This is a genomic window from Spirillospora albida, from assembly GCF_000718255.1.
Taxonomy (GTDB): domain Bacteria; phylum Actinomycetota; class Actinomycetes; order Streptosporangiales; family Streptosporangiaceae; genus Spirillospora; species Spirillospora albida.
On the sequence record NZ_JOFJ01000010.1, the window covers coordinates 131,821 to 153,478 of the forward strand.

Sequence of the window (21,658 nt, forward strand, 5' to 3'; positions counted from 1 at the left end):
AGAATGGGCAACACCTGTGACCCGGCGGCCGAGCGCGTCGCCGAGCAACTCGGTTTCTCCTGCCACGGCGCCGAACCGGTCGTGGACTTCCGCGACCCGTTCGGCCTCGAGAACGGCACCATGCCCGTCCTGGAGCTGCTCATCGTGGGCGGCGCGGTGTTCGCCCTCGTCCACGCGTGGCGGCGGTGGCGGCGCGACGGCGACCCCGTCAACATCTCGCTGTGGTCCGCCTCGGTCGTCTACCTGGCGGTGATCGAGCCGCCGCTGTACTTCCCCGGCTGGTTCGGCCTGGAGGAGCACGTCGGGTTCATCTTCTCCCACAACGTGTTCACCGTGCAGTTCATGTACGACCGGCTGCCGCTCTACATCGTGGCCTTCTATCCCGCGCTGTCGCAGCTCGCCTACGAGCTGGTGCGGGCCCTCGGCGTCTTCGACCGGCGCGGCCCGCTGGCCGGATCGGTGGCGGTCGCGTTCGCCTGCCAGGTGTTCTACGAGGTCTTCGACCACCTCGGCCCCCAGCTGAAGTGGTGGGCGTGGAACACCGGCAACCAGGCGATCAACGAGCCGGCGCTCGCCTCCGTGCCGATGAACAGCATGCTGCTGTTCGCCTCGGTCTCCTTCGGCGCGATGACCTACCTCGTGGTCCGCCTGGTCGGGAACGGGCCCGGACGCGGCCCGAGCATCGCCTGGCGCACCATCGTGGCGGGCGCCGCGACACCGCTGGCGATGATCATCGCGAGCGCGCCCAGCGGCGCCTTCCGCGGTGAGGGCCAGGTCGGGATCCAGCGGGCCATCCTCTCGGTGGAGCTCGCCGCCGTCTGGATCGCCGGCCTCTACCTGCTCGTGGACGCCTGCCGCGCGGCTCGCGCGGGGAAGGTGCCGCCCGCGGCGCCGCCGCTGTTCACGCGGGTCTACCCGGCGGTCTATCTCGGGGTCCACGTCGTCCTGTGGCTGATCGCCCTGCCCGCGTACTTCGCCTCGACGAACGGCGCCACCGAGGAGGGCGCGCCGATCGGCAGCCTCTGGTACGCCGCGCTGTGCACCGTCGCCGCGGCGGGCCTCATCGCGGCCGTGCAGCGCGTGAGCGCCGCCCGGACGGCCGGGGAGCCTGTGGGATCCTGAGGCCATGGCGCACCACGGCTGGGGAGGACGGCCCCCCGCATCCGATGCCGAGGCCCGGCAGCGCATCGTCGACGCGACGGCCCGCTGCATCGACCGGCACGGAGCCGCGAAGACGACCCTCTCCGACGTCGCGAGCGAGCTCGGCGTCACCCGCCAGACCGTCTACCGCCATTTCGACCGGATCTCCGACATCGTCGGGGAGGTGGCCGCCCAGGGGGCGGAGTCGTTCGTCGATCGGCTGGTCGCCCACCTCCAGGGGATCGGCGACCCGGCCGCGGCCGTGGTGGAAGGCATGATCTTCTGCGTCCGGACGATCCCGACCGAGCCGCGCCTGAGCCTGCTGCTGCAGCTCAAGGACTCGGCCGCCTTCGGCCGCGGGGCCACCACCGCGGACGCGATCGCCTACGGCGCCCGGATGCTGCGCCGCTTCCCCGTCGACTGGGAGGCCGCCGGCATCGGCGAGGACGACCTCCCCGGCCTCGCCGAGATCATCATGCGGCTCCTGACGTCGCTGCTGGAGCATCCCAGCGAGCCGCCGCTCGAAGGGGAGCGGCTCCGCGCCTTCCTCACCCGCTGGCTGGCCCCCTCCTTGCGACGACCGGCGCCGTCCCTGCACGGTCGTCCCTGAAACACGGACGGCCCCCGGCTCGGTGCCGGGGGCCGTCCGCATTCGGGTCAGCTCGTCTGGCCGCGCCTGCCGAAGAGGGCCGAGACGGCCTTGAAGACCGCGAAGACCGGCACCAGGAAGACGTAGAAGAACATCTGGTAGGTCCCGCCGGTGAAGATGAAGCCCAGGTAGATGCCGTAGCCGAGGAAGGCGAGGCCGAACGCGACGTACAGGAGGCGGTCGAGCAGCCGGTCGGCGGGCAGGAGGGCGCCGGCGACCATCAGCACGCCGGAGACGATCAGCAGGACCACGTACCACGAGAAGGTGGGGTCCGCGTTGAAGTCGATGTTCATGGGGGTTCCTGACGCGAGATCAACGAAAGCAGGGGAACTCTAGCGATCTCGTGCGACAGCTCACAAAGCAGATTCCGTTCCGCTGGTATCAGCGGCTCACGACTTCGGTTTCAGCGGCAGCCCGCCCGCTCTTCGAGGCATCCGGGAACACGACGACGCCCCGGGCCGGAGGGCCTCGGAGCGTCGTGCGGATGGTCTCAGATCACTGGCCGTAGGCGGGGTGACCGAAACCGACGATCGTGCTCATGTAGCGGGTGCGGGTCTGCACCTTGTCGCTGACGTTGCCCTCGACGGTGTCGACGGTGCCGTTCTTGTTCACCTTGGTGACCAGGCCGACGTGGTCGATGCCGGCGATCTTCTTGCCGCCGTTCCAGTCGAAGAAGACCAGGTCGCCGACGCGCGGCGTCCGGTCGAACCGGCCCTTGCCGTCGAACCACTGCGCGTGGGACACGGTGTAGGAGAACATGCCGACCTTCTTCGTGACGCCCGCCTGGTCACCGACCCAGCTGACGAACATGTCGCACCAGGCGGCCTTCCCGAGGGAACGGGCGTTCACCTTCTCGCCGTACCACTTGCCGAACTTGCTGTAGCCGTTGGTCTCGCCCTGGCCGACCTGCGAGAGGGCGATGGAGACCATGCGCTGGGCGGCGGCGGGGGTCGTCGTCGCCTCGGCGGCGGGGGCGGCGAAGAGGGTGCCGGCGGCGGCACCGGCGGCCAGGCCCGCGAAGACGCTGCGGCGGACGCGGGGGGTGACGGTGTTCAGGACGGACATGACGGTTTTCCCTTCTGCGGCACGCCGGGCGGGCACGCGCGGCGGACCGGGGGTCCGTTCAGCGGGTGTCCGCCATACCCCTGCCGCCAGGTCCGGGGGACCTCGCCGCAGGTGGCGGCTTCGACGTGGAGCCCTGGCCGGGGGGCCGTGGCCGGCGCGATTCGGATCGCGCTCTTTCGTCGTTGTCACAAGACCCATCGGCGGTCGGCCGGAGGGCCTGAGGAAAAGTCACAGTCCGTCACCACGCTTGCGGAAGAGCCCGCTCAGGCAGGCGATCCAGGCGGTGGGGTCCTGACCGGTCGGCTCTACGCCGAGGACGCGGCCGGGGTCAGGAGGCGCTGTGGGAGCGAGCTCGCGTCCTTCGGCTGTGGCTCGCCGGGGCGGTCGTCCGGGGTGCGGCGGGTGATGAACTCATCGATCCGGTGGCGGGCGCGCTCGGCCTCGCTGCGGGCCGCGTCCCGTTCGGCGATCAGGACGCCGATCTGCACCCGCATCTCCTCGATGCGCTGGGCGTGCCCTTCCAGCGCCGCCTGCCGCTCGGCCAGCAGAGCGCGGGTCCGGTCGAGGCGCCCGTGCGCGGACCGCGCGGTCTCCACGGCCTGGTCGCGCTGGAGAAGGGCGTCCCGGATCCGGCCGAGGACCTCCTCCGCCGCCTGCTCGGCCTTGACGCGCGCGGCGTGCTCGGCCTCCGCGTCGGCGCTGGCCCGCCGGGCGTCCCGCAGGACGCGGTCGCGCTCGGACGTGACCTCCCGGATGAGCCGGCGCCGCTGCTCCAGTTCGGCGGTCACCGTCGCGATCCGGCCGCGGGCGGCCCCCTCCCCGGCCCGCGCGGCGGCCAGCCCGGCGCGCAGGCGTTCGACCTCCCCGGTCGCCGCCCGGAGCGACTGCGTCAGCGCGGTGATCTCCTTCGCCTGCCGGGCACGGTCGCCCTCGGCCGCGGCCAGCGCCGCGGCCGCGGCACCGGCATCCCGGACGAGCCGCTCGCAGCGCCGGTGGGCCTCGTCCCGCTCGGCCACCGCCGTGGTGTACCGGTCGCCCAGTTCCGCCCAGCGCGCCTCGGCCTCGTCCGCGCGCCGACGCTGGGCGTCGGCCTCCGCACGGGCCTCCCCGGCCTGGACGCGCACGGCCTCGGTCTCCCGGTACGCCGCCGCCTCCACCTCCGCGGCGTCCGCGCGGACTCGGGCGATCCGCGCCTCCACGCCCGCCACGCTGAGCTCGCCGCTCAGCGCGCCCGCGAGCAGCCCCGCGGCGCTCTCCAGCCGCTCCACCAGCTCCCGGGTCACCGACACCTGCCCCGTCAGGCCGTGCACGTCCCCTCCGCCCGGACGCCCCGATCCGCTTTCGATGACGACCTCCACGGGTGCGGTCTCCTGCATGGCCGCCGACGCTACGCAGGGCGCCCTTAGGACCGCGTCAGCGTCCGATTAACGTCTGCTTAAGGCCGTTCGCCTGCGGAAAGGCGCGGACCGCGGCATCGCCGACCACGACCTGTACCGGAACCTGAAGGACGAATTTCCCGGCCGGCCGGCCGCCGTGCGCGGCGCGGGCATCCTCCGCTGACCAGCGAAGCCGGCCGGGAGGCGAGGTTTGGGGTGGTTCATGCAGGTTGCTGGTGCAAGGTCTTAGGCTGTCCCGCGTGACGGGTGGGCATACGGTGATCGACGGACGCTTCGAGCTGCGCGGACGGCTCGGCAGCGGCGGCATGGGGACGGTCTGGCGCGCGTTCGACCTCGCCCTCCAGCGCGAGGTCGCGCTGAAGGAGGTGCGGCTCGCCGAGGTCGAGATGTCGGAACTCGACACGGACGTCGCCGAGATGATGCGCGAGCGGGTGATGCGGGAGGCGCGGGCCCTGGCCAGGCTCGATCACCCCAATGTGGTGACCATCCATCACATCGTGGACTCGCCCGACATGCCGCACCCCTGGCTGGTGATGGAGCTCGTCCGGGGCCGGTCCCTGCAGGACCGGCTGGCGGACGGGCCGATGACGCCCGCCGAGGCGGCCGCCCTCGGACGCGGCGTCCTGGCGGCGCTGCGGGCGGCGCACGAGGCCGGGATCTGCCACCGGGACGTCAAGCCCGCCAACGTCCTCCTGCGGACGGACGGCACGCCCGTCCTGACCGACTTCGGCATCGCCGTGCTGGAGGAGGCGTCCCGCGTCACGGCGACCGGGGGGCTCGTCGGGTCGCCGGAGTACATCGCCCCCGAGCGGCTGCACGGCGAGGAGGGCAATCCCGCGTCGGACCTGTGGTCGCTGGGCGTCCTGCTCTATGTCGCGGTGGAGGGGCAGACGCCGTTCCGCCGCCCCACGGCCGCGTCGACGCTGGCGGCGGTCATGACGGCGCCGATCCCGCCGTCGCAGCGGGCGGGGGCCCTGTCGCCCGTGCTCCAGGCCCTGCTCATCCGCGAGCCCGGGGCGCGGCCTTCGCCGGCTCAGCTGGACGCCATGCTCGCGCAGGCGTCCGGGGACACCCCCACCTCCATGCCGACCCCTCCGCCGTTTCCGACGCCGGGGCCGAAGACGGACCCGGGGTTCTCGACGTCTCCGCCCTTCGCGCCGCCGGGTCCGCGGACGGACCCCGGCCGTCCTCCGGCCTTCACCCACCCGGGCGGCGTGCGGCCGCGCGGGTCGAAGGTGCCCGCCGCGGTGATCATGATCTTCGCGCTGGGCGTGGTCGCGACGCTGATCACGACGGTCCTCATCGTCGTCCCGCGCGTCATCGACGCGGCCGCCCGGCGGACGCCGGACCTCCCCGGCGCGCGGGAGACCTCCGGCGGGCCGGTGGACGCCGGGAACGGCGGCGACGGCAAGAAGGAACCCGAGGTCAAGACGCTGCTGACACCGGCCACGATCCGGAGCGTCATCAAGAGGTTCCAGGCGGCGTCCGGGAGCACGCGGTTCGCCCAGATGACGGTGCACCAGACGCACGCGTCCGCCGACGCGCCCGCGAAGGGGCGGCCCGGCAAGTTCGACAACTACACGTACCAGAAGGGCGCGGACGCGGCCGTCCGCGGCCGTCCCAGCATCGCCATCACCGAAGACGCCGTGGTCAACTTCTCCTCGTTCAACTGGGAGGCGCTGCCGAAGCTGATGGCGAAGGCCGAGAGAACGCTGAACGTGAAGAACCCGACCTCGCGGTACATCATCGCCGACGCGGCCTGGACCTTCAACGGCGACCGACCGACCTGGCGCATCTACCTCAGCGACGACTACGGCAGCGGCTATATGGCGATGAACGCCAAGGGCGACGTCATCACCTCCTACCCGGCCGACTAGCGGGGCGGTGCCACCCAGTGGGACGGACCCGGCCATCGAAATGGAACAGGTTCTAGTATCTGGCGACCCGTCGCCGCGTCCCGGAGTGGTTCCATGAGGTTCACCTACGCAGAGGCCATGACCGACCCCTCCTACTACCTGCCGCTGGCCAGGGCCGCCGAGGCGGCGGGGTACACCAGCGTCTCGGTCGCCGACTCGCTGGTCTACCCGAAGGAGTCCGACTCCACCTACCCCTACACCGCGGACGGCGACCGGGGATTCCTGGAGGACAAGCCGTTCATCGAGACGTTCACCCTGATCGCGGCGATGGGGGCGGTGACCAGCACGCTGCGGTTCACGCCGTTCGTCCTGAAGCTGCCCGTCCGGCCGCCGGTCCTCGTCGCCAAGCAGGCCACCTCGATCGCCGCGCTGACCGGCGACCGGCTCGGCCTCGGCGTCGGCATCAGCCCCTGGCGCGAGGACTTCGAGGTCATGGGCGTGCCGTGGGAGGGGCGCGGAAGGCGGATGGACGAGGCGATCGACATCGTCCGGGGGCTGGCCTCCGGCGGGTACTTCGAGTACCACGGCGAGTTCTTCGACGTGCCCGCGATCAAGATGACGCCGGCGCCGTCCCGTCCGATCCCGATCCTGGTCGGCGGGCACAGCGAGCCCGCGCTGCGGCGCGCGGTGGTGCGCGGCGACGGCTGGATGCACGCGGGCGGCGGCGACCTCGACGCGCTGCTGGCGCGGCTGCGGGAGATCCGCCGGGAGGAGGGCAGGGAGGACGAGCCCTTCGAGATCCACGTCATCTCCATGGACGCCTACACGCCCGACGGGGTCAAGCGCCTGGAGGACAAGGGCGTCACCGATGTGATCGTCGGGTTCCGCGTCCCCTACGCGAAGGGCCCGGACACCGAGCCGCTCGCGAAGAAGATCGAGAACCTGGAGCGGTTCGCCGAGTCGGTCATCGCGAAAACGGGTTCGTGACCACCCGCACGGGGGAGGCGCTCGGTTCTCGCGGGTGAGGCCCCGCGGCCCTCCGCAGCGGGATCGTTGAGGCATGATCCCGACGCGGAAGGACCCCCGTGAGCACCAAGATGAAGATCAAGCTGGCCGTGGTGGCCGCCATGACCGTCGCGATCGCGGTGGCGATGCTGGCGACCGGCGGTACGTGACCGGGACCCGGGGGCCGGTCCCGCTCTGGGCGGACCGGGCCGCGCAGGCGACGCTGTGGTGCGTGCTGCCGTCCGGCATCTGGCGGATCCTGTTCGGCTTGGGGTTCCCCGTCTCCGGGCTGGACGGGATGCGCGAGCCGTGGCTGCTGCCCTACGTGATCCTGCTGAGCGTGCTGGCGGAGGGCGCGGCGTTCCTCGGCATGGGGCTGGTCCGCGGCTGGGGCGAGGTGTGGCCGCGCTGGATCCCGGTACTGCGCGGCCGGACGATCCACCCGCTCGCCGCGATCATCCCGGCATCACTCGGCGCTGCCGCGCTGGTGTGGCTGTGGACGCCGCTGATTCACGGATTCCCCTCGGACCCGGACAACCCGGCGGTGATCGACGACGGCGCCCTCACGGTCATCACCGTCTGCTACCTGCCGCTCCTCGCCTGGGGGCCGCTGCTGGCCGCCGTGACGGTCGCCTACGCCGTCCGCCGCCGCCGCTACGGCTGATCACCCCAGCGGAGGCCGCCGCGGACACGGCGGCCTCCACCCTGGATTCAGCGGTTGGTGACGACGATCGGGACGTCCTTGGTCTTGCCCACGACCCACAGGGCGGAGGTGCCGGGGACGGCGGTCCCGCCGGAGATGAAGGACTGGGCCGGGACGGGCAGCCGCACCCGCGTCCAGGTGTCGCCGGTGAGCCGGTGGAGGCCGCCCCAGTTGAACTCGTCCAGCGCCCACAGGGTCCCGTCACCGGTCTTGATCAGCCGCTCGCCGGACGGCGGGACGGGAAGGTCGTGCCACGCCCGGCCGTCCCAGCGGACGGCGACGGGCGTGCTCACGGTCGAGTCGGGGGGCCTGTTCCAGCCCGTCGCGTAGACCTCGGTGGCGGAGACGGCGAGGACGCGGTACCAGTCCACGTCGGCGAACCCGGGGACCCTGGTCCACGTCCCCCCGTCGCCCCGGATGAGCCCGGAGGCGGTCGCGGCCCAGACGGTGCCGTCCGGGGACAGGGAGATCTCCTGGACGAACCTGCCGAGGCCCCCGGTCTCCGGCTCGGTCCACGTGCCGTTCTGCCAGCGCCACACGTCGCCGCCGCAGGAGAACCACGCGCCGGTGGCGTCGGCGGCGGGGTCCGAGAGGTGGCAGCCGCCGGGCGGCCGCTGGACCTCCTGCCACCGCGTCCCGTCCCAGCGGGCGAGGTAGGGCGCCCTGTCGCCGCCGCTGGACTGCGGACGGATCCGTCCGATCACCCAGACGTTGGCCGGCGAACCGGCGCTGATCTCGTCGATGACGCCGTCGCCGCCGGCGCCCGGCAGGTCGTAGGTCCTCCAGGACGATCCGTTCCAGCGGACGACCGCGGGCTTCGGCGGCAGGACGCGGATCGTCCCGGCGCCGAACATCGGGATCGACCAGTCGATGCCCTGGTAGCCCTGGTAGGCGGCGGCCCACACGTCGTTCGGGCCGGTGGCGGAGACGGCCTCGATTCCGCTGCGCGGCCACAGCAGCGGAGCGGGGGACGGGGCGAACGCCTTCGGTTCGTCGGCGGCGGCGGGGACGGCGGTCAGGGCGGGTGCGGTGAGCAGCCCGGCGGCCGCCGCGAGGGCGGCGATCCGGGTGCGGAGGGCAGGTCGCATGGGGACTCCCGGGACGAGGACGCTGCCCGGTATTCAATCAAGCCAGTATTCACTGGCACAATAGCGGCGACCATTCCCCCGGCCGTCTCCCGCCGCCCGCCGCGCTACACCAGTCCCTGGGCGATCATCGCGTCGGCGACCCGCTCGAAGCCCGCGATGTTCGCGCCGACGACGTAGTCGCCCGGGGCGCCGTAGCGCTCGGCGGTCGCGTAGCAGGTGTCGTGGATGTCCTTCATGATCGCGGCCAGTTCCGTCTCGGCCCTCGCGAACGTCCAGGACTCCCGGCCCGCGTTCTGCCGCATCTCCAGCGCGCTGACCGCGACGCCGCCCGCGTTGGCGGCCTTGCCCGGCCCGAACGCGACGCCCGCGTCCCGGAAGACCTTCACCGCGTCGGGCGTGCACGGCATGTTCGCGCCCTCGGAGACCGCCCTGACGCCGTTGCGGACGAGGGCCAGCGCGGCGGCGCCGTCCAGCTCGTTCTGGGTCGCGGACGGCAGGGCGATGTCGGCCGGGACGTCCCAGACGCTGCCGCCGGCCACGAACCGGGCGGACGCGCCGCGCCGCTCGGCGTAGTCGGCGACGCGGCCGCGCTCGACCTCCTTGGTGTGCTTGAGCAGCTCGAGGTCGATGCCCTTCTCGTCCACCACGTAGCCGTGCGAGTCGGACACGGTGACGACGTTGGCCCCCAGCGCCTGCGCCTTCTCCACCGAGTAGATCGCGACGTTCCCGGAGCCGGAGACGACGACCTGCCGCCCGTCGAGGTCCTCGCCGCGCCGGCGCAGCATCTCGGCGGTGAACATGACGTTGCCGTAGCCGGTGGCCTCCGTCCGGCAGGCGGAACCGCCCCAGCCCCTGCCCTTGCCGGTGAGGACGCCCGCCTCCCAGCGGTTCGTGATGCGGCGGTACTGTCCGAACAGGTAGCCGATCTCGCGGCCGCCGACGCCGATGTCGCCCGCCGGGACGTCGGTGCTCTCGCCCACGTGCCGGTACAGCTCCGTCATGAACGACTGGCAGAACCGCATGATCTCGTCGTCCGAGCGGCCCTGCGGGTCGAAGTCGCTGCCGCCCTTGCCGCCGCCGATGCCGAGGCCGGTGAGCGCGTTCTTGAAGATCTGCTCGAAGCCGAGGAACTTGACGATGCCGAGGTTCACCGAGGGGTGGAACCGCAGGCCGCCCTTGTACGGGCCGAGCGCGCTGTTGAACTCGACGCGAAAGCCCCGGTTGACGTGGACGCGCCCCTCGTCGTCCTGCCACGGGACGCGGAAGAGGATCTGCCGCTCCGGCTCGACGATCCGCTCCAGGAGCCGGGCGGCGGCGAGCCGGGGACGGGCGTCCAGCACCGGCGGGAGGGACGCCAGCACCTCGCGGACGGCCTGGTGGAACTCGGGCTCGCCCGGGTCGCGGCGCAGCATCCGGTCATGGCAGTCCACCAGGTCGGAGATGGTCTCGGGGGTCGCCGTCGGGTGGTCGGAGAACGCCATGCGGGAGGTGCTCCTTTCAGCGAAGGTCCACCCACTGTAGGAGGCGGCTTCCACTGCCATCGCCGCAGGATCCTCTCCGGATCAGGTGAGGCGCAGCCGCGGCCAGGGGCGCCGGGACTGCCGGTTGTCCGGACGGGCGTCGCCGGCGGTGCGGCGGGCGAGTTCGGCGGCGAGGGCCCGGCCGAGGACGTCGTCCTCCGGACGGTTCCGCTCCAGATAGCCGAGCGCGTCCGCCAGCTCACCCAAGGTGAGATACCGCAGCGGCTTCATCGCCCAGCGCGGCAGCTTCGGATTCGACGGGACATCGACCGCAGGACCCGGAACCGAGTTCATCGAATTTCCTCCTCTTTGTCATGGGAATCCGCGCGGCGGTCGGGGTGGATTCGCTTTCTTCGAATAGCATCGGGCCGTGCATTGGTGGAGCCAGCAGGCATGCGACGCGGCCGCGGAGGCGCAGGCGGCGGATCCGTCCCCGGCGACCCTGATGGCCGCCGCCCAGGTGCAGGCGCTCGTCTCGATAGCCGAGGGGCTGCACCGCATCGCGGCGCAACTCGAGACAAGGGACGGTTCCGCCCCGCCGCTGGTCTCCCGATCCGCATCCTGAGCCGCCGCGAATCATTCGCGTCCGCTCTCCCCTTTCCGGCAGGACCGTTCTTCGAGTGGGAATACCGGTGTGCCCGTCCTCGGGCACACCGGTATCCGGGGCATGCTCAGAGGTCGCTGAACGACTTGCGCTCGGACCGGCCGTTCGCGCCGGAAGCGAGGCGGGAGGTGGTCTTCGAGAGCGGCGCCCGAGCGGGCGGCACGGACGCGGGCACCGGGTCGGGGTAGTCGTACTGCGGGGCGACGGGCGCGAGCCGGTCGTCCTCCTCCAGGAGCGTCCGGTGGGTCTCCTCCTGCGGGCGCTCCCGCAGCCGGCGCGCCGCCTGCCGGAGGGCGCGCTCGCCGACGAGGCGGGTGAGCTCCAGGCCCCAGCAGTCGAGCTTGTCGGCGTCGGTGAGGTCGCCGCGGTTGCTCAGGTCGGCGGCGAGCCCGCCGAGCCGCTGCGCCTCCGCGAGGTCGAACTCGCGCATCAGGTGGCAGCACAGTTCGGCGAGGGCGGCGTGATCACGCTCGAACGACAGGCCCTCGAGGTCGTTGTGCGACAGCCGGCTGAGCGCCCGCTTGCGCTCCAGCTCGGTGTCGGCGATCCGGATGATGCCGTTGAGGAGGGCGATGGGGCCCGCGCCGGACGTCCGGCCGCGGGCGGGGGCGAACGACATGCGCAGCATGGCCGCGGAGCCGACCCCGGCGGCCATCACCTGCGTGACGACCAGGGTGGTCGGCGGCATCGTCTCGGGCAGCCCGAACGTCCAGCCCGCCGCGGTGACCACGATGAGGGCCACGACGGACGCGCCGGTGTTGACGAACAGGAACAGCAGGCCGCCCGGCGACAGGACCGCGGCGAGCGGCTTGTCCCGGTAGTGCCCGACGAGTTCCGCGACTCCGATCGCGCCGCCGATGAGGGCGGCCAGGAGCATTTCGGTGATCATCACTTTCCTCTATGCGCTTCGGACGTTGAGGCGGCCGAACGGGCTCTCCTCGGGGGCGCCGCGCTGCGCCGGCACCGCCGGGCGGCGCCGGTTGTCGAGGCCGGTGCGCTCGAGGCCGGTGCGCTCGACCTCCATGAAGACCAGCAGCCATTCGGCCGGCCCGCCGGCCCGGCCGGCGTGCGTGCGCAGCGCCCGCTCGCGCGCACCGAGAAAGGTGAGCAGCCAGCCGGTGGGGCCCGCCGCCCGGCGGTTGCGAATTCGTGAATCCATGGGGAAAACCATTCCGCATCGCGGCGCACAAGTCGACGTTCGCCGCGCTGAACTTCAAAAGGATCTCGACCGGCTCAACCGTCCACCGGGAAGCGGTCCGCGGCAAGCCATTTGGCCTGGACCGGAACTGTTCTTTACCTACCATTCTGTTACACCACGAAAAGGAAGATCTCTATTTCTTCGGCAGGGTGCGCGCAAGTCCACTGAAAAGCGCTTCGCAGAATGGTCGTGGCGGACCGCCGCGCGGTCCGCGGGAAAGCCTTTTCGGCCTAGAAACGGGACGGAGGGGTCACTTCCCCCCGAAGTGACCCCTCTCCCCCCGTACCGCCGCTCCGGCCCGATGCGGGCGCCGGTTGGGCCACTCCCCCCGAAGCGGCCCGCTCCCCCCGGTTCGCACCGGCCGGTGGTTCGTGCGGCGGACATGAGAAAACGTAGCGGGAAGCTCACGCTCGGATGACGCTCTAAGCATCCCCATCGGCGAACGGCCGCCCGTGTGCGACGAACGGCGCGCCATCGGCGTTCAGCGGTTCCCGATGGACCGCTCGTAGCGATCAAGAGCGCGGGCGAACTCCCCGGTCGGAAGCTCGCAGGCGTGCCCGGTCAGCCAGAGGTGGTCGAGGCGGGCCGTCCGGACGTCGAGCCGCAGATGGGAGGCGTTGCCGCTGTGCTCCCATCCCGGCCGGGCGCCCCGCACGACCTCCAGATGGTGGTGGTGGCTCTGCACGTCGTGCAGCAGGAAGGCGGTCAGGACGTGCCGCGAGCCGGTCAGGCCCCGCACCGCCCCGGTCGCCTCGTCGGCCGCCGCCTCCAGTTCGGCGCCAGGCTCGGTGAGCTGGGGAAAGAGCACCCGCACGTGCTGCATCACCCCGGCGGCCTCGACCGGCGCGCACGGCAGGCGCCGCACCGCGTCCGGGTCCACGTAGCCGTGGACGGGCACGCCCGCGACCGTCGCCGCCCACGCGCCCGGCACCGCGCCGACGAACCGGGCGCGGGTCAGCGCGTCCTCCAGCTCCTTCGCGATCCGGGTGGCGTCGAGGCCGCGCGGCAGGAACGTCTTGGTGCCGCTGCGGAGGCGCCGGTCCGTCCCGTCCAGGACGGCGAGGTCCGCCCAGCAGGCGCCGGAGCCGAGGACGCCGTGCGGGAGGCACTCGTCGGGGTGCGGGGTGAGGCCCGCCATGTCCTCCAGGGTGGCGCGGGGCGTCTGGACGAGGCCCCAGCCCTGCCCGCGCCGGGACGTCCCGCCGAGCGCGAGCGCGGCGGCGACCTCGTCGCCCGGCGGCGGGCCGGTGCGCTCCAGCGTCCGGCGGTACCGGACGGCCGCGACCTGGCGCAGGTACTCGTCCAGGCAGGCCCGGAAGATCGCCGGGAACAGGTCGCAGAACGACCGGCCGCCGAGGTCGGCGACGCGCACGACCGTCCCGTCGAAGTCGAGCCGGTGGTGGCGGTACTGCTGCCGCCAGGGGGTGCCGCCCTGCACCCGGGCCTTGGCCCGGACGATCGCGGCGACGTTCTCACCGAGGTCGTCGAGGAGGAAGTCACGCAGGGGCGCGTGGGCGGCATCGGTCTCCACGACCACCTGCCCACCGTCGCCGCGGAATCCCAGCGGAAGCGACATCGCCATTCGGGTGATTATGCCGATAAGTGAAGATCATCACCTCTGTAGCGGCCTGGTCATTTCCCGACCCGCTCGCAGACCGCCCCGCCGGCGCGGCTCTCGCCCCGCTGGACGGGGATCCCGCCGGCCGGCCGGAGCCCCGGGAACCGCGTCCCGATCACGAGATCGACCACGCCCGGCTCCTCCTGCGCGCGCGGCGCCGTCCGGATGCCGGGCAGCAGCCCGGCGAGCGCCGCCGCCTGGGCGCCCGCGCCCGCCCCGTACCGGACGGACGTGACCGGCGTGATCCGGCCGAGGTTCCCGACGCCCGCGACCCGCCAGCCGCGGTCCCTGAGGTCGGCGGCGACCTGCGCGGCACGCCCGTCCACGCCGGAGCCGTTGAACACCTTGACCCGCCCCGCCGCCGTCCTCGCCGGGGCCATCGGCGGCGTCACGTCGCCCCGGACCGCCGCGAAGAACCGGTCGGCCGCCGGACGGACGAGCGCCACCCGGTTCCGGTCCGGCGCGTACGGGCCGGTCGGGACCGTGACGAACCGGATCCTCCCGGCGTCCAGCCCCCGCATGCCCTGGGCGATCCGCGCCATCCGCGCCACCGACAGGCGCCTGTCCGTCGTCAGCGACTTCGCCGTCGCGCCGAGCAGCGCGTTCAGCCGCTTCGGATCGGTCAGCACGCCCCGGCTCAGCGCCTCGTTCGCCATCGCGCCGAAGAAGCGCTGCTGCCGCTTGATGCGCGCCGTGTCGGAACCGTCCCCGAACCCCTTCCGGCTCCGCACGTAGGCGAGGGCCTGCTCGCCCTTCAGGCGGTGCCGCCCCGCGGGCAGGGAGAGCCCGGAGTCCTTGTCGTAGACGTCACCGGTCACGCACACGGGGACCCCGCCGACCGCGGTCGCGATGTCCTTGAACCCGGTGAAGTCCACCTGCACGAAATGGTCGATCTTGATCCGGGACGCGCGCTCGATCGTGTTGACCGTGCACGCCGGGCCGGCCCGCCCGATCGCGCTGTTCAGCATCGCGACCGCGCTGCCGGGCACCGTCGTCCCGTCCTTGCGGCGGCACGCCGGGATCGGCAGCATCAGGTCGCGCGGCCAGCTGATCGCCATCGCCTGACGGCCGCCCGGCGACAGGTGCAGCAGCACCATCGTGTCCGAGGCGGGCGCCTTGTTCCGCAGGCCCCGCCCGTAGCGGGCGTTCGCGCCCGACCGCTCGTCCGAGCCGATCACCAGGATGTTCAGCGCGTCGTTCAGCTTCTTCGGCCGGTTCCCGCCGATCAGCCCGTCCACGTCCTCCCGCTCGACGGCGCTCTGCAGCCGCCAGTAGTACCCGTACGCCGACAGGCCGCTCACGACCAGCACCGCGGCCAGGACCGCCGCCGTCCACGACGCCGCCCTCACCGCCGCGCCGCCCCGGCGCGCGCGGCGGTACCCGTCCCGGACGGCCGCGGTCTCCACCGGGTGAACGCGATCGACGACGGTGAAACGCTCATCCGGCCCTCCTCGGTCATGCGTCGGGAACATCTCTCCACTCGCCTTCATCCGAGTTCACGGATCCGTCTCGGGCGCCGCCCGCTCACCGGGTTCCCGGCCCCGCCCCGCGTGGGGCCGGGAACTCCGCCCACACGACCGTCCGCGTCCCCTCCGTCCGGAAACCCCAGCGGTCCGCGACGGCCTCGACGATCCGGATCCCCCGCCCGGTCTCGCCGCCCGACTCGTCCCGGACGCGGGGCCGACCGGGCGCCGCGCCGTCGTCGACGACCTCCAGGCGCACGATCCCCGGCTCCGCCGCGAGGACGACGGTCACCCGCCCGCCCTCGCGGCCCGACGCCGTGTGCGTGATGGCGTTCGCGACGGTCTCGCTCGCCACCATCACGAGGTCGTCCAGGGCGGGGAGGTCGGGCACCGTCTCCCGGACGAAGCTGCGCGCGTACCCGACGGACCTGCGCGTCCCGGGCAGAGTGAGCCTGCCGACGATGACCGTCCCGTCCACCCGCGCGCCTCCCCGACCACGCTCGACGGCGACCCTCCGCCGGCCGGCGGTGAGACCCGCGCCCTCTGCGCCCATCGCGACGGCTCCCTTCGCGCTCCGGAAAGTCGACCGTCACCCAGGCTGTACGGTTCATCACGGTCCATCCGTTCAGTCGGAAAGTGACCGTTTCCGCAGATCGCACCAGGTGCCCCACAAGCCACGGGAATGGACGCCGACTCCGGGATGATCTTTCGGGCCGTCCGGTGTTGTCGTCATGTGAGGAGGTTCTGATGAGTGAGGAAGACCGCGGCTACGGGTGGGAGGGCCACCTGCTCGACCTGCCCGCCTACCTGGAGCGCGTCGGATACGACGGCGATCTCGCCCCCACGGTCGCGACGCTGCGGGCACTGCACCGCGCGCATGTGACGTCGATCCCTTTCGAGAATCTGGAGATCATGCTCGGGCGGCCGGTCGAACTGCGGCTGGACGCCGTCCAGGACAAGCTCGTCCGGCGGGCGCGCGGCGGCTACTGCTTCGAGCACAACCGGCTGTTCGCGGCCGTCCTGGAGCGGCTCGGATACGACGTGACCGCGCTGGTCGGACGGGTGATGATGGGCGCCGAACGGCTCCGGCCGGGCACGCACGCGCTGCTCCACGTCCGGGCGTCCGACCAGGCGCCGGACGCGCCCGCGCTGCTCTGCGACGTCGGTTTCGGCTTCGGCCCGCTGGAACCCCTGGAGCTCACCGAGCGCGGCGTGGTCGAGCAGGACGGCTGGGCGTACCGGCTGCGGCGCGGCCGGACGACCGGCACCGGCTTCCAGGGCTGGGAACTGCACCAGCGCGACCCCGGCGGGTGGGTGCTGCGCCACATGTTCACACTGAACGAGGCGTTCCGCATCGACTACGACGTGGCCAACTACTACGTCTCGACGAACGCCCGCTCGCCGTTCACGGCGCGCCCGTTCGCGCAGAAGTTCCGGGTCGGCTCCTTCCACGTCCTGGACGGGACGGACCTCACACTCACGCTCCCCAGCGGCGAGGTGGAGAAGCGCTCACTCGCCCCCGAAGAGGTGCCGGAACGTCTCGCGGAGGATTTCGGGATCGTCCTGGAGGACGACGACGTCCGCCGCCTGATCGAGGTCCTGCACAAGGGATAGATGGTTGAAGTCCTCTCCATGGGTACCGCCCCGAGTCGGTGCAACAGCGACCCAGAGAGAGGAAGCGATGACCCACAAGACCGAGGATGTCGTCGACCTTCTGCTCGCTCAGCACGACGAGATCCGCCGGCTGGCCGCGCAGGTCGAGAACAACCACGGCGTCGTCCGCCGGGATGCGTTCGACCGGCTCCGGCGCCTGCTCGCCGTCCACGAGACGGCCGAGGAGGAGGTCGTCCATCCGTACGCCCGGCGCTCCATCGACCACGGCGAGCAGGTGATCGAGAAGCGGCTCCGGGAGGAGAACGCGGCGAAGGGCGTCCTCGCGCGGCTGGAGAAGCTCGACTGCGACTCCCCGGAGTTCGAGGAGATGTTCGCCGGGTTCCACAAGGACATCGAGGCGCACGCCAGGCACGAGGAGCGGGAGGAGTTCCCGAAGATCCGCCGCGAGGCGTCCGCGGAGCAGCTGCGCGGGATGGCGACCATGGTCAAGGTGGCCGAGGCCGTCGCGCCGACGCATCCGCACCAGGGCGTGGAGTCGCCCACGAAGAACATGGCGCTCGGCCCCTTCGCCGCCGTCATGGACCGCGCGAAGGACGCCATCGCCAAGGCACGGCACTGAGAGCGGGGGAATCATGCCCGATCGCAGGAACGACACCGACGCACCGCTCGCCGACCGCCGCGCCGACCCCGGCGCGGCGCCGGACGAGGCACCGGACGACTACGCCGACTTCGCCGGGGAGCACGCGCCCGGCCCGACCGACCCGCCGAACGCGGAGGCGGCCACGCCGGGCGGCGAGGACGACGGCTACAGTCCGCAGACCCGCGTCCCCTGACGGCACACGGCGGGCGTCAGGACGGGTGCGGGGGCCGCTGGCCCGGTGGGACGCCGCCGCCCTTGCCGCCTCCCTTGCCTCCCTTGTCGGTGCCGTGCGCGTGGCCCTTGCCCTGCGTCGATTTCATGTCCTTCTCCGGCGCGTCCTCCGTGACCGCGGTCCGTCCGGACCGCCGCATCTCCGGCTGCTGCGGGTTCGGCATGATCAGCTCCCTCGGATGTCAGGCACCGGACGGCTCGGTGCGCAGCGGATCGCGCCCGGCCGTCATGCGCTGCGCCGTGGGCGGTCGCTCGCCGCGCCGTCCGGCGGTGTACGGCGCCCTACCCGGTGACCGGCGCCCCATTCGTCCCACCCGCCCCTGACGTGCTGTTATGCGGTGCGCCGCCCCGGGAAGCCGGGCATTTCATCGGGGGGTGAGCGCGGCGACGACCTCGGCGGCCGGGGCGTCCGTCGCATGGCGGAAGCCCTCCCCGGCCCACAGGCTGACGGTGTCCGGGTCGTTCCGGGCGGCCGCGGCCCTGCGGAGCGGCGAGGTGACGAAATGGACGTCCGGGTAGGCGGCGGGCGCGTGCGCGTCGTGCTCGGCGAGGAAGCGGTTGACCAGTCCGCGCGCGGGCCGTCCGCTGAAGGCCCTGGTCATCGCCGTGGTGGTGAACCGCGGGTCGGCGAGGGCGGCCTTGTGCACGGAACTCGCCCCACTCTCGGGGCAGCGCAGGAACGCCGTCCCGAGCTGGGCCGCCGCCGCGCCCCGCGCCAGGACGTCCGCGACGTCCTCGCGCGTGCCGAGCCCTCCGGCGGCGATCAGCGGACGTCCGGTGACGCCGCGAACCCGGGCGAGCAGCTCGCGCAGCGCGAGCGGCTCCTCCGCCGTATCGGCGAACGATCCCCGATGGCCGCCCGCCTCGGCGCCCTGCACGCACAGCGCGTCGGCCGCGGACGCCGAGCGGGCCTCGGCATCCGTGGTCACGGTGACGATCACCTTGGCGCCCCGGCTCTGCAGAGCCCGGATGACCTCGGCGTCCGGGCAGCCGAACGTGAAGCCGACGAAGGCCGGCGGGTCGTCCAGCAGAGCCTTGATCTTGGCGTCGTAGTCGTCGTCGCGGGCCCCCGGCACGCCGGCCTCCACGCCCAGCCGCGCGGCCTCCGGACGGAGCCGCTCGCGGTAGGCGGCGACCGCGGCGTGGTCGACCTCCCCGGCGGCGGGCATGAAGACGTTCACCCCGAACGGACGCGAGGTCAGCGCCCGCGTCCGGTCGATCTCGTCTCGCATGGCCGAGGCCGTCCTGTACCCGGCCGCGAGGAACCCGAGCCCGCCCGCGCCCGCGACGGCGGCCACGAGCTCCGGCGTCGATCCCCCACCCGCCATCGGCGCCTGAACAATGAGAAACTCCGCCCACGTCACCCTTGGCAAGATAGCGCCGACGCTGAAGGAGCCCCTGCATGCGGGGCATGCTGGAGGCGATCGGCGCGCGGGTCGTGCTCACCTCGCGGCGGAGAACCGCCGGCGGCTGAAACGCGGCGAGGAACTCCTCCACCGCGTCCGCTAACCGGGGATGAGCACCGGCTTGACCGCCCGGCCCGCGTTGGTGTCCTGCTCGGCCTGGTTGATCTCGGCGAGCGGGTACTTCGTGATGAGCCGGTCGAACGGGAAGCGGTCCTGCCGCCACAGCTCGATCATCCGGGGGATGAACGTCTGCGGGACGGCGTCGCCCTCGATGATGCCCTTGACCGTCCGGCCCATCAGCATGAGGTTCGGGTCGAGGCGGTAGTCCGCCGACCCGACGCCGACCAGGCCGCAGACGCCGCGCGTGTGCAGCGACGCGACGGCCGCCGCCACCACGTCCGGGACGGCCGTCGTGTCGAGCGCGTACCGGACGCCCTCGCCGGTGGTGCCGTGGATCTGCATCGCGATGTCGTCGTCGGCGCCGTTCACCGTGTGCGTGGCGCCGAGCTCGCGGGCCAGCTCGAGCCGGGATTCGTGCAGGTCGACGGCGATGATCGTGGTGGCTCCGGCGACGCGCGCGGCCATCACCGCGGAGAGGCCGACGGCGCCCGCGCCGAACACGGCGAAGCTGTCGCCGGCGCGGACGCCGAGGGAGATCAGCGCCGATCCGGCGCCGGTCTGGATGCCGCAGCCGAGCGGGCCGAGGAGGTCGAGCGGGACGTCGCGGGTCACGGGGACGACGTTCTGGGCGGTGCCGAGCGCGTACGTCCCGAACGACGACTGGCCGAACCATCGGTTGTTGACGGCCTCGCCGTCCGGCGCGCTCGCGCGGGTCCGGCCGTCCAGCGGGATGCCGAGCATGTTGAGCGCCGCCATCTGGGAGCAGCCGCCGGGGATCCCCTCCCGGCAGGTGCCGCAGACGCCGCAGGAGTCGAACGACATGACCACGTGGTCGCCGACCTCGAGGCCCGCGACGCCGGCGCCGACCGCCTCGACGACGCCCGACCCCTCATGTCCGAGAACGACGGGCTTCGCAATGAGATCGCCCGGTATCCGGCCGAGCATGTCGGTGTGGCACATCCCGACGCCCGCGATCTTGACGAGCACCTCTCCGGGACCCGGGTCGGCCAGCTCCACGGGCTCGATCGTGTACGGCGCGTCGGCGGCACGCAACACCGCGGCTTCGATCTTCAAATGGTCACCCCAGCGAGTAGCGGACGGGCAGCCGTTTGAGGCCCCCGACGAACGTGGTCGCGATGCCCTCCGGCGTCCCGGCGAGCTCGATCGAGCGCAGGCGCGGCAGCAGCTCCTCGAAGAACGCCCGGACCTCGATCCGGGCCAGAGCCGCGCCCAGGCAGTAGTGGACGCCGAACCCGAACGCGAGATGCCTGTTGGGGTCGCGCCCGACGTCGAAGGTGAACGGGTCGTCGAACACGTCCTCGTCGCGGTTCGCGGACGGGTACGACAGCAGCACCGACTCCCCCTTGCGGATCGTCACGCCGCCGATGTCGTAGTCCCGGACGGCCGTGCGCATGAACTCCTTGACCGGCGTGACCCAGCGGATCATCTCGTCCACGGCGAAGGGCATCAGGCCGGGGTCCTGCTTCAGCCGGTCGAGCTGGCCCGGGTTCTCGATGAGCGCCCGCAGCCCGCCCGCGATCGTCGCGCTGGTCGTGTCGTGCCCGGCCGTCGCGACGATCACGTAGTACGACGCGGTGTCGAAGTCGTTGAGCGGCTCGCCGTCGACGCGCGCGTTCGCGATGGCGGACGCGAGGTCGTCGGTCGGGTCCTTGCGGCGCGCCTCGGTGAGCTCCTGGAAGTAGGCGAAGAAGTCCAGCAGGACCTGGATCTTCTCCTCGTTGCTCGTCCCGCGCTGGAATTCGTCGTCGTCGCCGCCGAACAGCTCCTGAGTGAGCTTCAGCATGCGGTCGAAGTCGCTTTCGGGCAGGCCGAGCAGCGACAGGATCACCTGCAGCGGGAAGTGCACGGAGACCTGCTGCGCGAAATCGCATTCACCGCCGAACCCGGCCATCCGGTCGACGTACCGCTTGGCGAGCTCCTTGACCCGCGGTTCCAGGGCCCGCATCGCGCGGGGGCGGAACCAGTCGGCGCCGATCGCCCGGACGACCCGGTGGTCGGGGTCGTCCATGTGGATGAGGGTGCGCAGCGCGATGCCCTGCTCCGCGCGCTCCCGGTTCACCTGGTCGAGCTCGGCCGTCGCGAGAAGCGGGCGCGGCGCGTTCAGGAAGATCTCGTGGTTGCGCTCGATCTCCAAGACGTGCTCGTGCTTGGTGATCGCCCAGAACGGGTTGTAGCCGGGCGCCTCCACCCAGTGCACCGGGGAGCGCTCGCGCAGCAGCGCGAGCGCCTCGTGCAGCCGCCGCTCGTCGGCGTAGGCCTTCGGATCGGCGAGGGCGAGGCCCGCCTCGTGCACGGTCAGGGTCACGGTGACGGCTCCCTC

The 21,658-nt window shown here is 72.5% G+C and carries 24 protein-coding genes; 9 read left to right on the plus strand and 15 right to left on the minus strand.

All coding sequences use genetic code 11. The features are described 5' to 3' along the window. The first annotated feature begins 3 nt into the window (after positions 1-3). Together IE99_RS0115300 and IE99_RS0115305 are read left to right on the plus strand one after the other, a co-directional pair. Entirely contained in the window at positions 4-1,122 is a 1,119-nt protein-coding gene (locus IE99_RS0115300) for a hypothetical protein (protein ID WP_030170213.1), read from the plus strand. Positions 1,123-1,126: 4 nt separating this feature from the next. Further along, positions 1,127-1,750, plus strand: coding sequence for a TetR/AcrR family transcriptional regulator (locus tag IE99_RS0115305; protein WP_030170215.1), 624 nt, complete (start codon positions 1,127-1,129; stop codon positions 1,748-1,750). Positions 1,751-1,797: 47 nt separating this feature from the next. Here IE99_RS0115305 and IE99_RS0115310 read toward each other — a convergent pair whose 3' ends face one another. From IE99_RS0115310 to IE99_RS0115320, 3 genes are all read right to left on the minus strand, one after another. After that, positions 1,798-2,082, minus strand: a complete 285-nt coding sequence (locus IE99_RS0115310) for a hypothetical protein (RefSeq protein WP_051712538.1) — start codon at positions 2,080-2,082, stop codon at positions 1,798-1,800. A gap of 202 nt (positions 2,083-2,284) precedes the next feature. Beyond that, on the minus strand, positions 2,285-2,854 hold the full coding sequence (locus IE99_RS0115315; RefSeq protein ID WP_051712539.1) for a CHAP domain-containing protein: 570 nt from the start codon (positions 2,852-2,854) through the stop codon (positions 2,285-2,287). A 305-nt stretch (positions 2,855-3,159) separates the two neighbouring features. After that, a complete protein-coding gene (locus IE99_RS0115320) occupies positions 3,160-4,230 on the minus strand; it encodes a coiled-coil domain-containing protein (protein WP_157610324.1) in 1,071 nt (356 codons plus the stop codon). Positions 4,231-4,490: 260 nt separating this feature from the next. Between IE99_RS0115320 and IE99_RS0115325 the strand changes: the two genes are divergently transcribed. From IE99_RS0115325 to IE99_RS0115340, 3 genes are all read left to right on the plus strand, one after another. Next, positions 4,491-6,128, plus strand: a complete 1,638-nt coding sequence (locus tag IE99_RS0115325; RefSeq protein WP_245623215.1) for a serine/threonine-protein kinase — start codon at positions 4,491-4,493, stop codon at positions 6,126-6,128. A 93-nt stretch (positions 6,129-6,221) separates the two neighbouring features. Then, entirely contained in the window at positions 6,222-7,094 is an 873-nt protein-coding gene (locus IE99_RS0115330) for a TIGR03619 family F420-dependent LLM class oxidoreductase (RefSeq protein ID WP_030170228.1), read from the plus strand. A 184-nt stretch (positions 7,095-7,278) separates the two neighbouring features. Beyond that, on the plus strand, positions 7,279-7,776 hold the full coding sequence (locus tag IE99_RS0115340; protein ID WP_030170232.1) for a hypothetical protein: 498 nt from the start codon (positions 7,279-7,281) through the stop codon (positions 7,774-7,776). Between the two features lie 47 nt (positions 7,777-7,823). Here IE99_RS0115340 and IE99_RS0115345 read toward each other — a convergent pair whose 3' ends face one another. From IE99_RS0115345 to IE99_RS0115360, 3 genes are all read right to left on the minus strand, one after another. After that, positions 7,824-8,903: a WD40/YVTN/BNR-like repeat-containing protein gene (locus IE99_RS0115345; protein ID WP_030170235.1), complete on the minus strand. Its 1,080-nt coding sequence runs from the start codon at positions 8,901-8,903 to the stop codon at positions 7,824-7,826. A 104-nt stretch (positions 8,904-9,007) separates the two neighbouring features. Next, the gene (gene gdhA, locus IE99_RS0115350; protein ID WP_084219514.1) at positions 9,008-10,384 is read right to left on the minus strand and encodes an NADP-specific glutamate dehydrogenase; all 1,377 of its coding nucleotides are present in this window, start codon (positions 10,382-10,384) and stop codon (positions 9,008-9,010) included. A gap of 81 nt (positions 10,385-10,465) precedes the next feature. Continuing rightward, entirely contained in the window at positions 10,466-10,717 is a 252-nt protein-coding gene (locus IE99_RS0115360) for a hypothetical protein (protein ID WP_030170242.1), read from the minus strand. Between the two features lie 76 nt (positions 10,718-10,793). Between IE99_RS0115360 and IE99_RS0115365 the strand changes: the two genes are divergently transcribed. Next, complete coding sequence (locus IE99_RS0115365) at positions 10,794-10,988, plus strand: hypothetical protein (protein WP_030170244.1); 195 nt, start codon at positions 10,794-10,796, stop codon at positions 10,986-10,988. Between the two features lie 106 nt (positions 10,989-11,094). On the opposite strand, the gene IE99_RS0115370 is transcribed toward IE99_RS0115365, so the two are convergent. The 5 genes from IE99_RS0115370 to IE99_RS0115390 form a co-directional block, all read right to left on the minus strand. Next, complete coding sequence (locus tag IE99_RS0115370) at positions 11,095-11,916, minus strand: hypothetical protein (protein ID WP_030170247.1); 822 nt, start codon at positions 11,914-11,916, stop codon at positions 11,095-11,097. Positions 11,917-11,925: 9 nt separating this feature from the next. Then, the gene (locus IE99_RS0115375; protein ID WP_030170249.1) at positions 11,926-12,186 is read right to left on the minus strand and encodes a hypothetical protein; all 261 of its coding nucleotides are present in this window, start codon (positions 12,184-12,186) and stop codon (positions 11,926-11,928) included. A gap of 520 nt (positions 12,187-12,706) precedes the next feature. After that, positions 12,707-13,807 carry a hypothetical protein gene (locus IE99_RS0115380; protein ID WP_030170251.1) on the minus strand — a complete coding sequence of 367 codons (1,101 nt, stop codon included), beginning with the start codon at positions 13,805-13,807 and terminating at the stop codon, positions 12,707-12,709. Between the two features lie 50 nt (positions 13,808-13,857). Then, entirely contained in the window at positions 13,858-15,249 is a 1,392-nt protein-coding gene (locus tag IE99_RS0115385) for an LCP family protein (RefSeq protein WP_030170254.1), read from the minus strand. A 118-nt stretch (positions 15,250-15,367) separates the two neighbouring features. Continuing rightward, positions 15,368-15,859 carry an ATP-binding protein gene (locus IE99_RS0115390; RefSeq protein ID WP_084219516.1) on the minus strand — a complete coding sequence of 164 codons (492 nt, stop codon included), beginning with the start codon at positions 15,857-15,859 and terminating at the stop codon, positions 15,368-15,370. Between the two features lie 194 nt (positions 15,860-16,053). On the opposite strand from IE99_RS0115390, the gene IE99_RS0115395 reads away from it, so the two are divergent. From IE99_RS0115395 to IE99_RS0115405, 3 genes are all read left to right on the plus strand, one after another. Beyond that, positions 16,054-16,920: an arylamine N-acetyltransferase family protein gene (locus tag IE99_RS0115395; protein WP_030170259.1), complete on the plus strand. Its 867-nt coding sequence runs from the start codon at positions 16,054-16,056 to the stop codon at positions 16,918-16,920. A gap of 67 nt (positions 16,921-16,987) precedes the next feature. Further along, entirely contained in the window at positions 16,988-17,539 is a 552-nt protein-coding gene (locus tag IE99_RS0115400) for a hemerythrin domain-containing protein (protein ID WP_030170261.1), read from the plus strand. Between the two features lie 13 nt (positions 17,540-17,552). Continuing rightward, positions 17,553-17,753 carry a hypothetical protein gene (locus IE99_RS0115405; RefSeq protein WP_030170263.1) on the plus strand — a complete coding sequence of 67 codons (201 nt, stop codon included), beginning with the start codon at positions 17,553-17,555 and terminating at the stop codon, positions 17,751-17,753. A gap of 16 nt (positions 17,754-17,769) precedes the next feature. On the opposite strand, the gene IE99_RS0115410 is transcribed toward IE99_RS0115405, so the two are convergent. The 4 genes from IE99_RS0115410 to IE99_RS0115425 form a co-directional block, all read right to left on the minus strand. Then, on the minus strand, positions 17,770-17,955 hold the full coding sequence (locus tag IE99_RS0115410) for a hypothetical protein (protein ID WP_030170265.1): 186 nt from the start codon (positions 17,953-17,955) through the stop codon (positions 17,770-17,772). A gap of 201 nt (positions 17,956-18,156) precedes the next feature. Next, positions 18,157-19,155 carry a nitronate monooxygenase gene (locus tag IE99_RS0115415; protein ID WP_030170266.1) on the minus strand — a complete coding sequence of 333 codons (999 nt, stop codon included), beginning with the start codon at positions 19,153-19,155 and terminating at the stop codon, positions 18,157-18,159. A gap of 141 nt (positions 19,156-19,296) precedes the next feature. Then, entirely contained in the window at positions 19,297-20,391 is a 1,095-nt protein-coding gene (locus IE99_RS0115420) for an NAD(P)-dependent alcohol dehydrogenase (RefSeq protein ID WP_030170268.1), read from the minus strand. Between the two features lie 4 nt (positions 20,392-20,395). Further along, entirely contained in the window at positions 20,396-21,643 is a 1,248-nt protein-coding gene (locus IE99_RS0115425) for a cytochrome P450 (protein WP_084219517.1), read from the minus strand. Positions 21,644-21,658 lie beyond the last annotated feature (15 nt).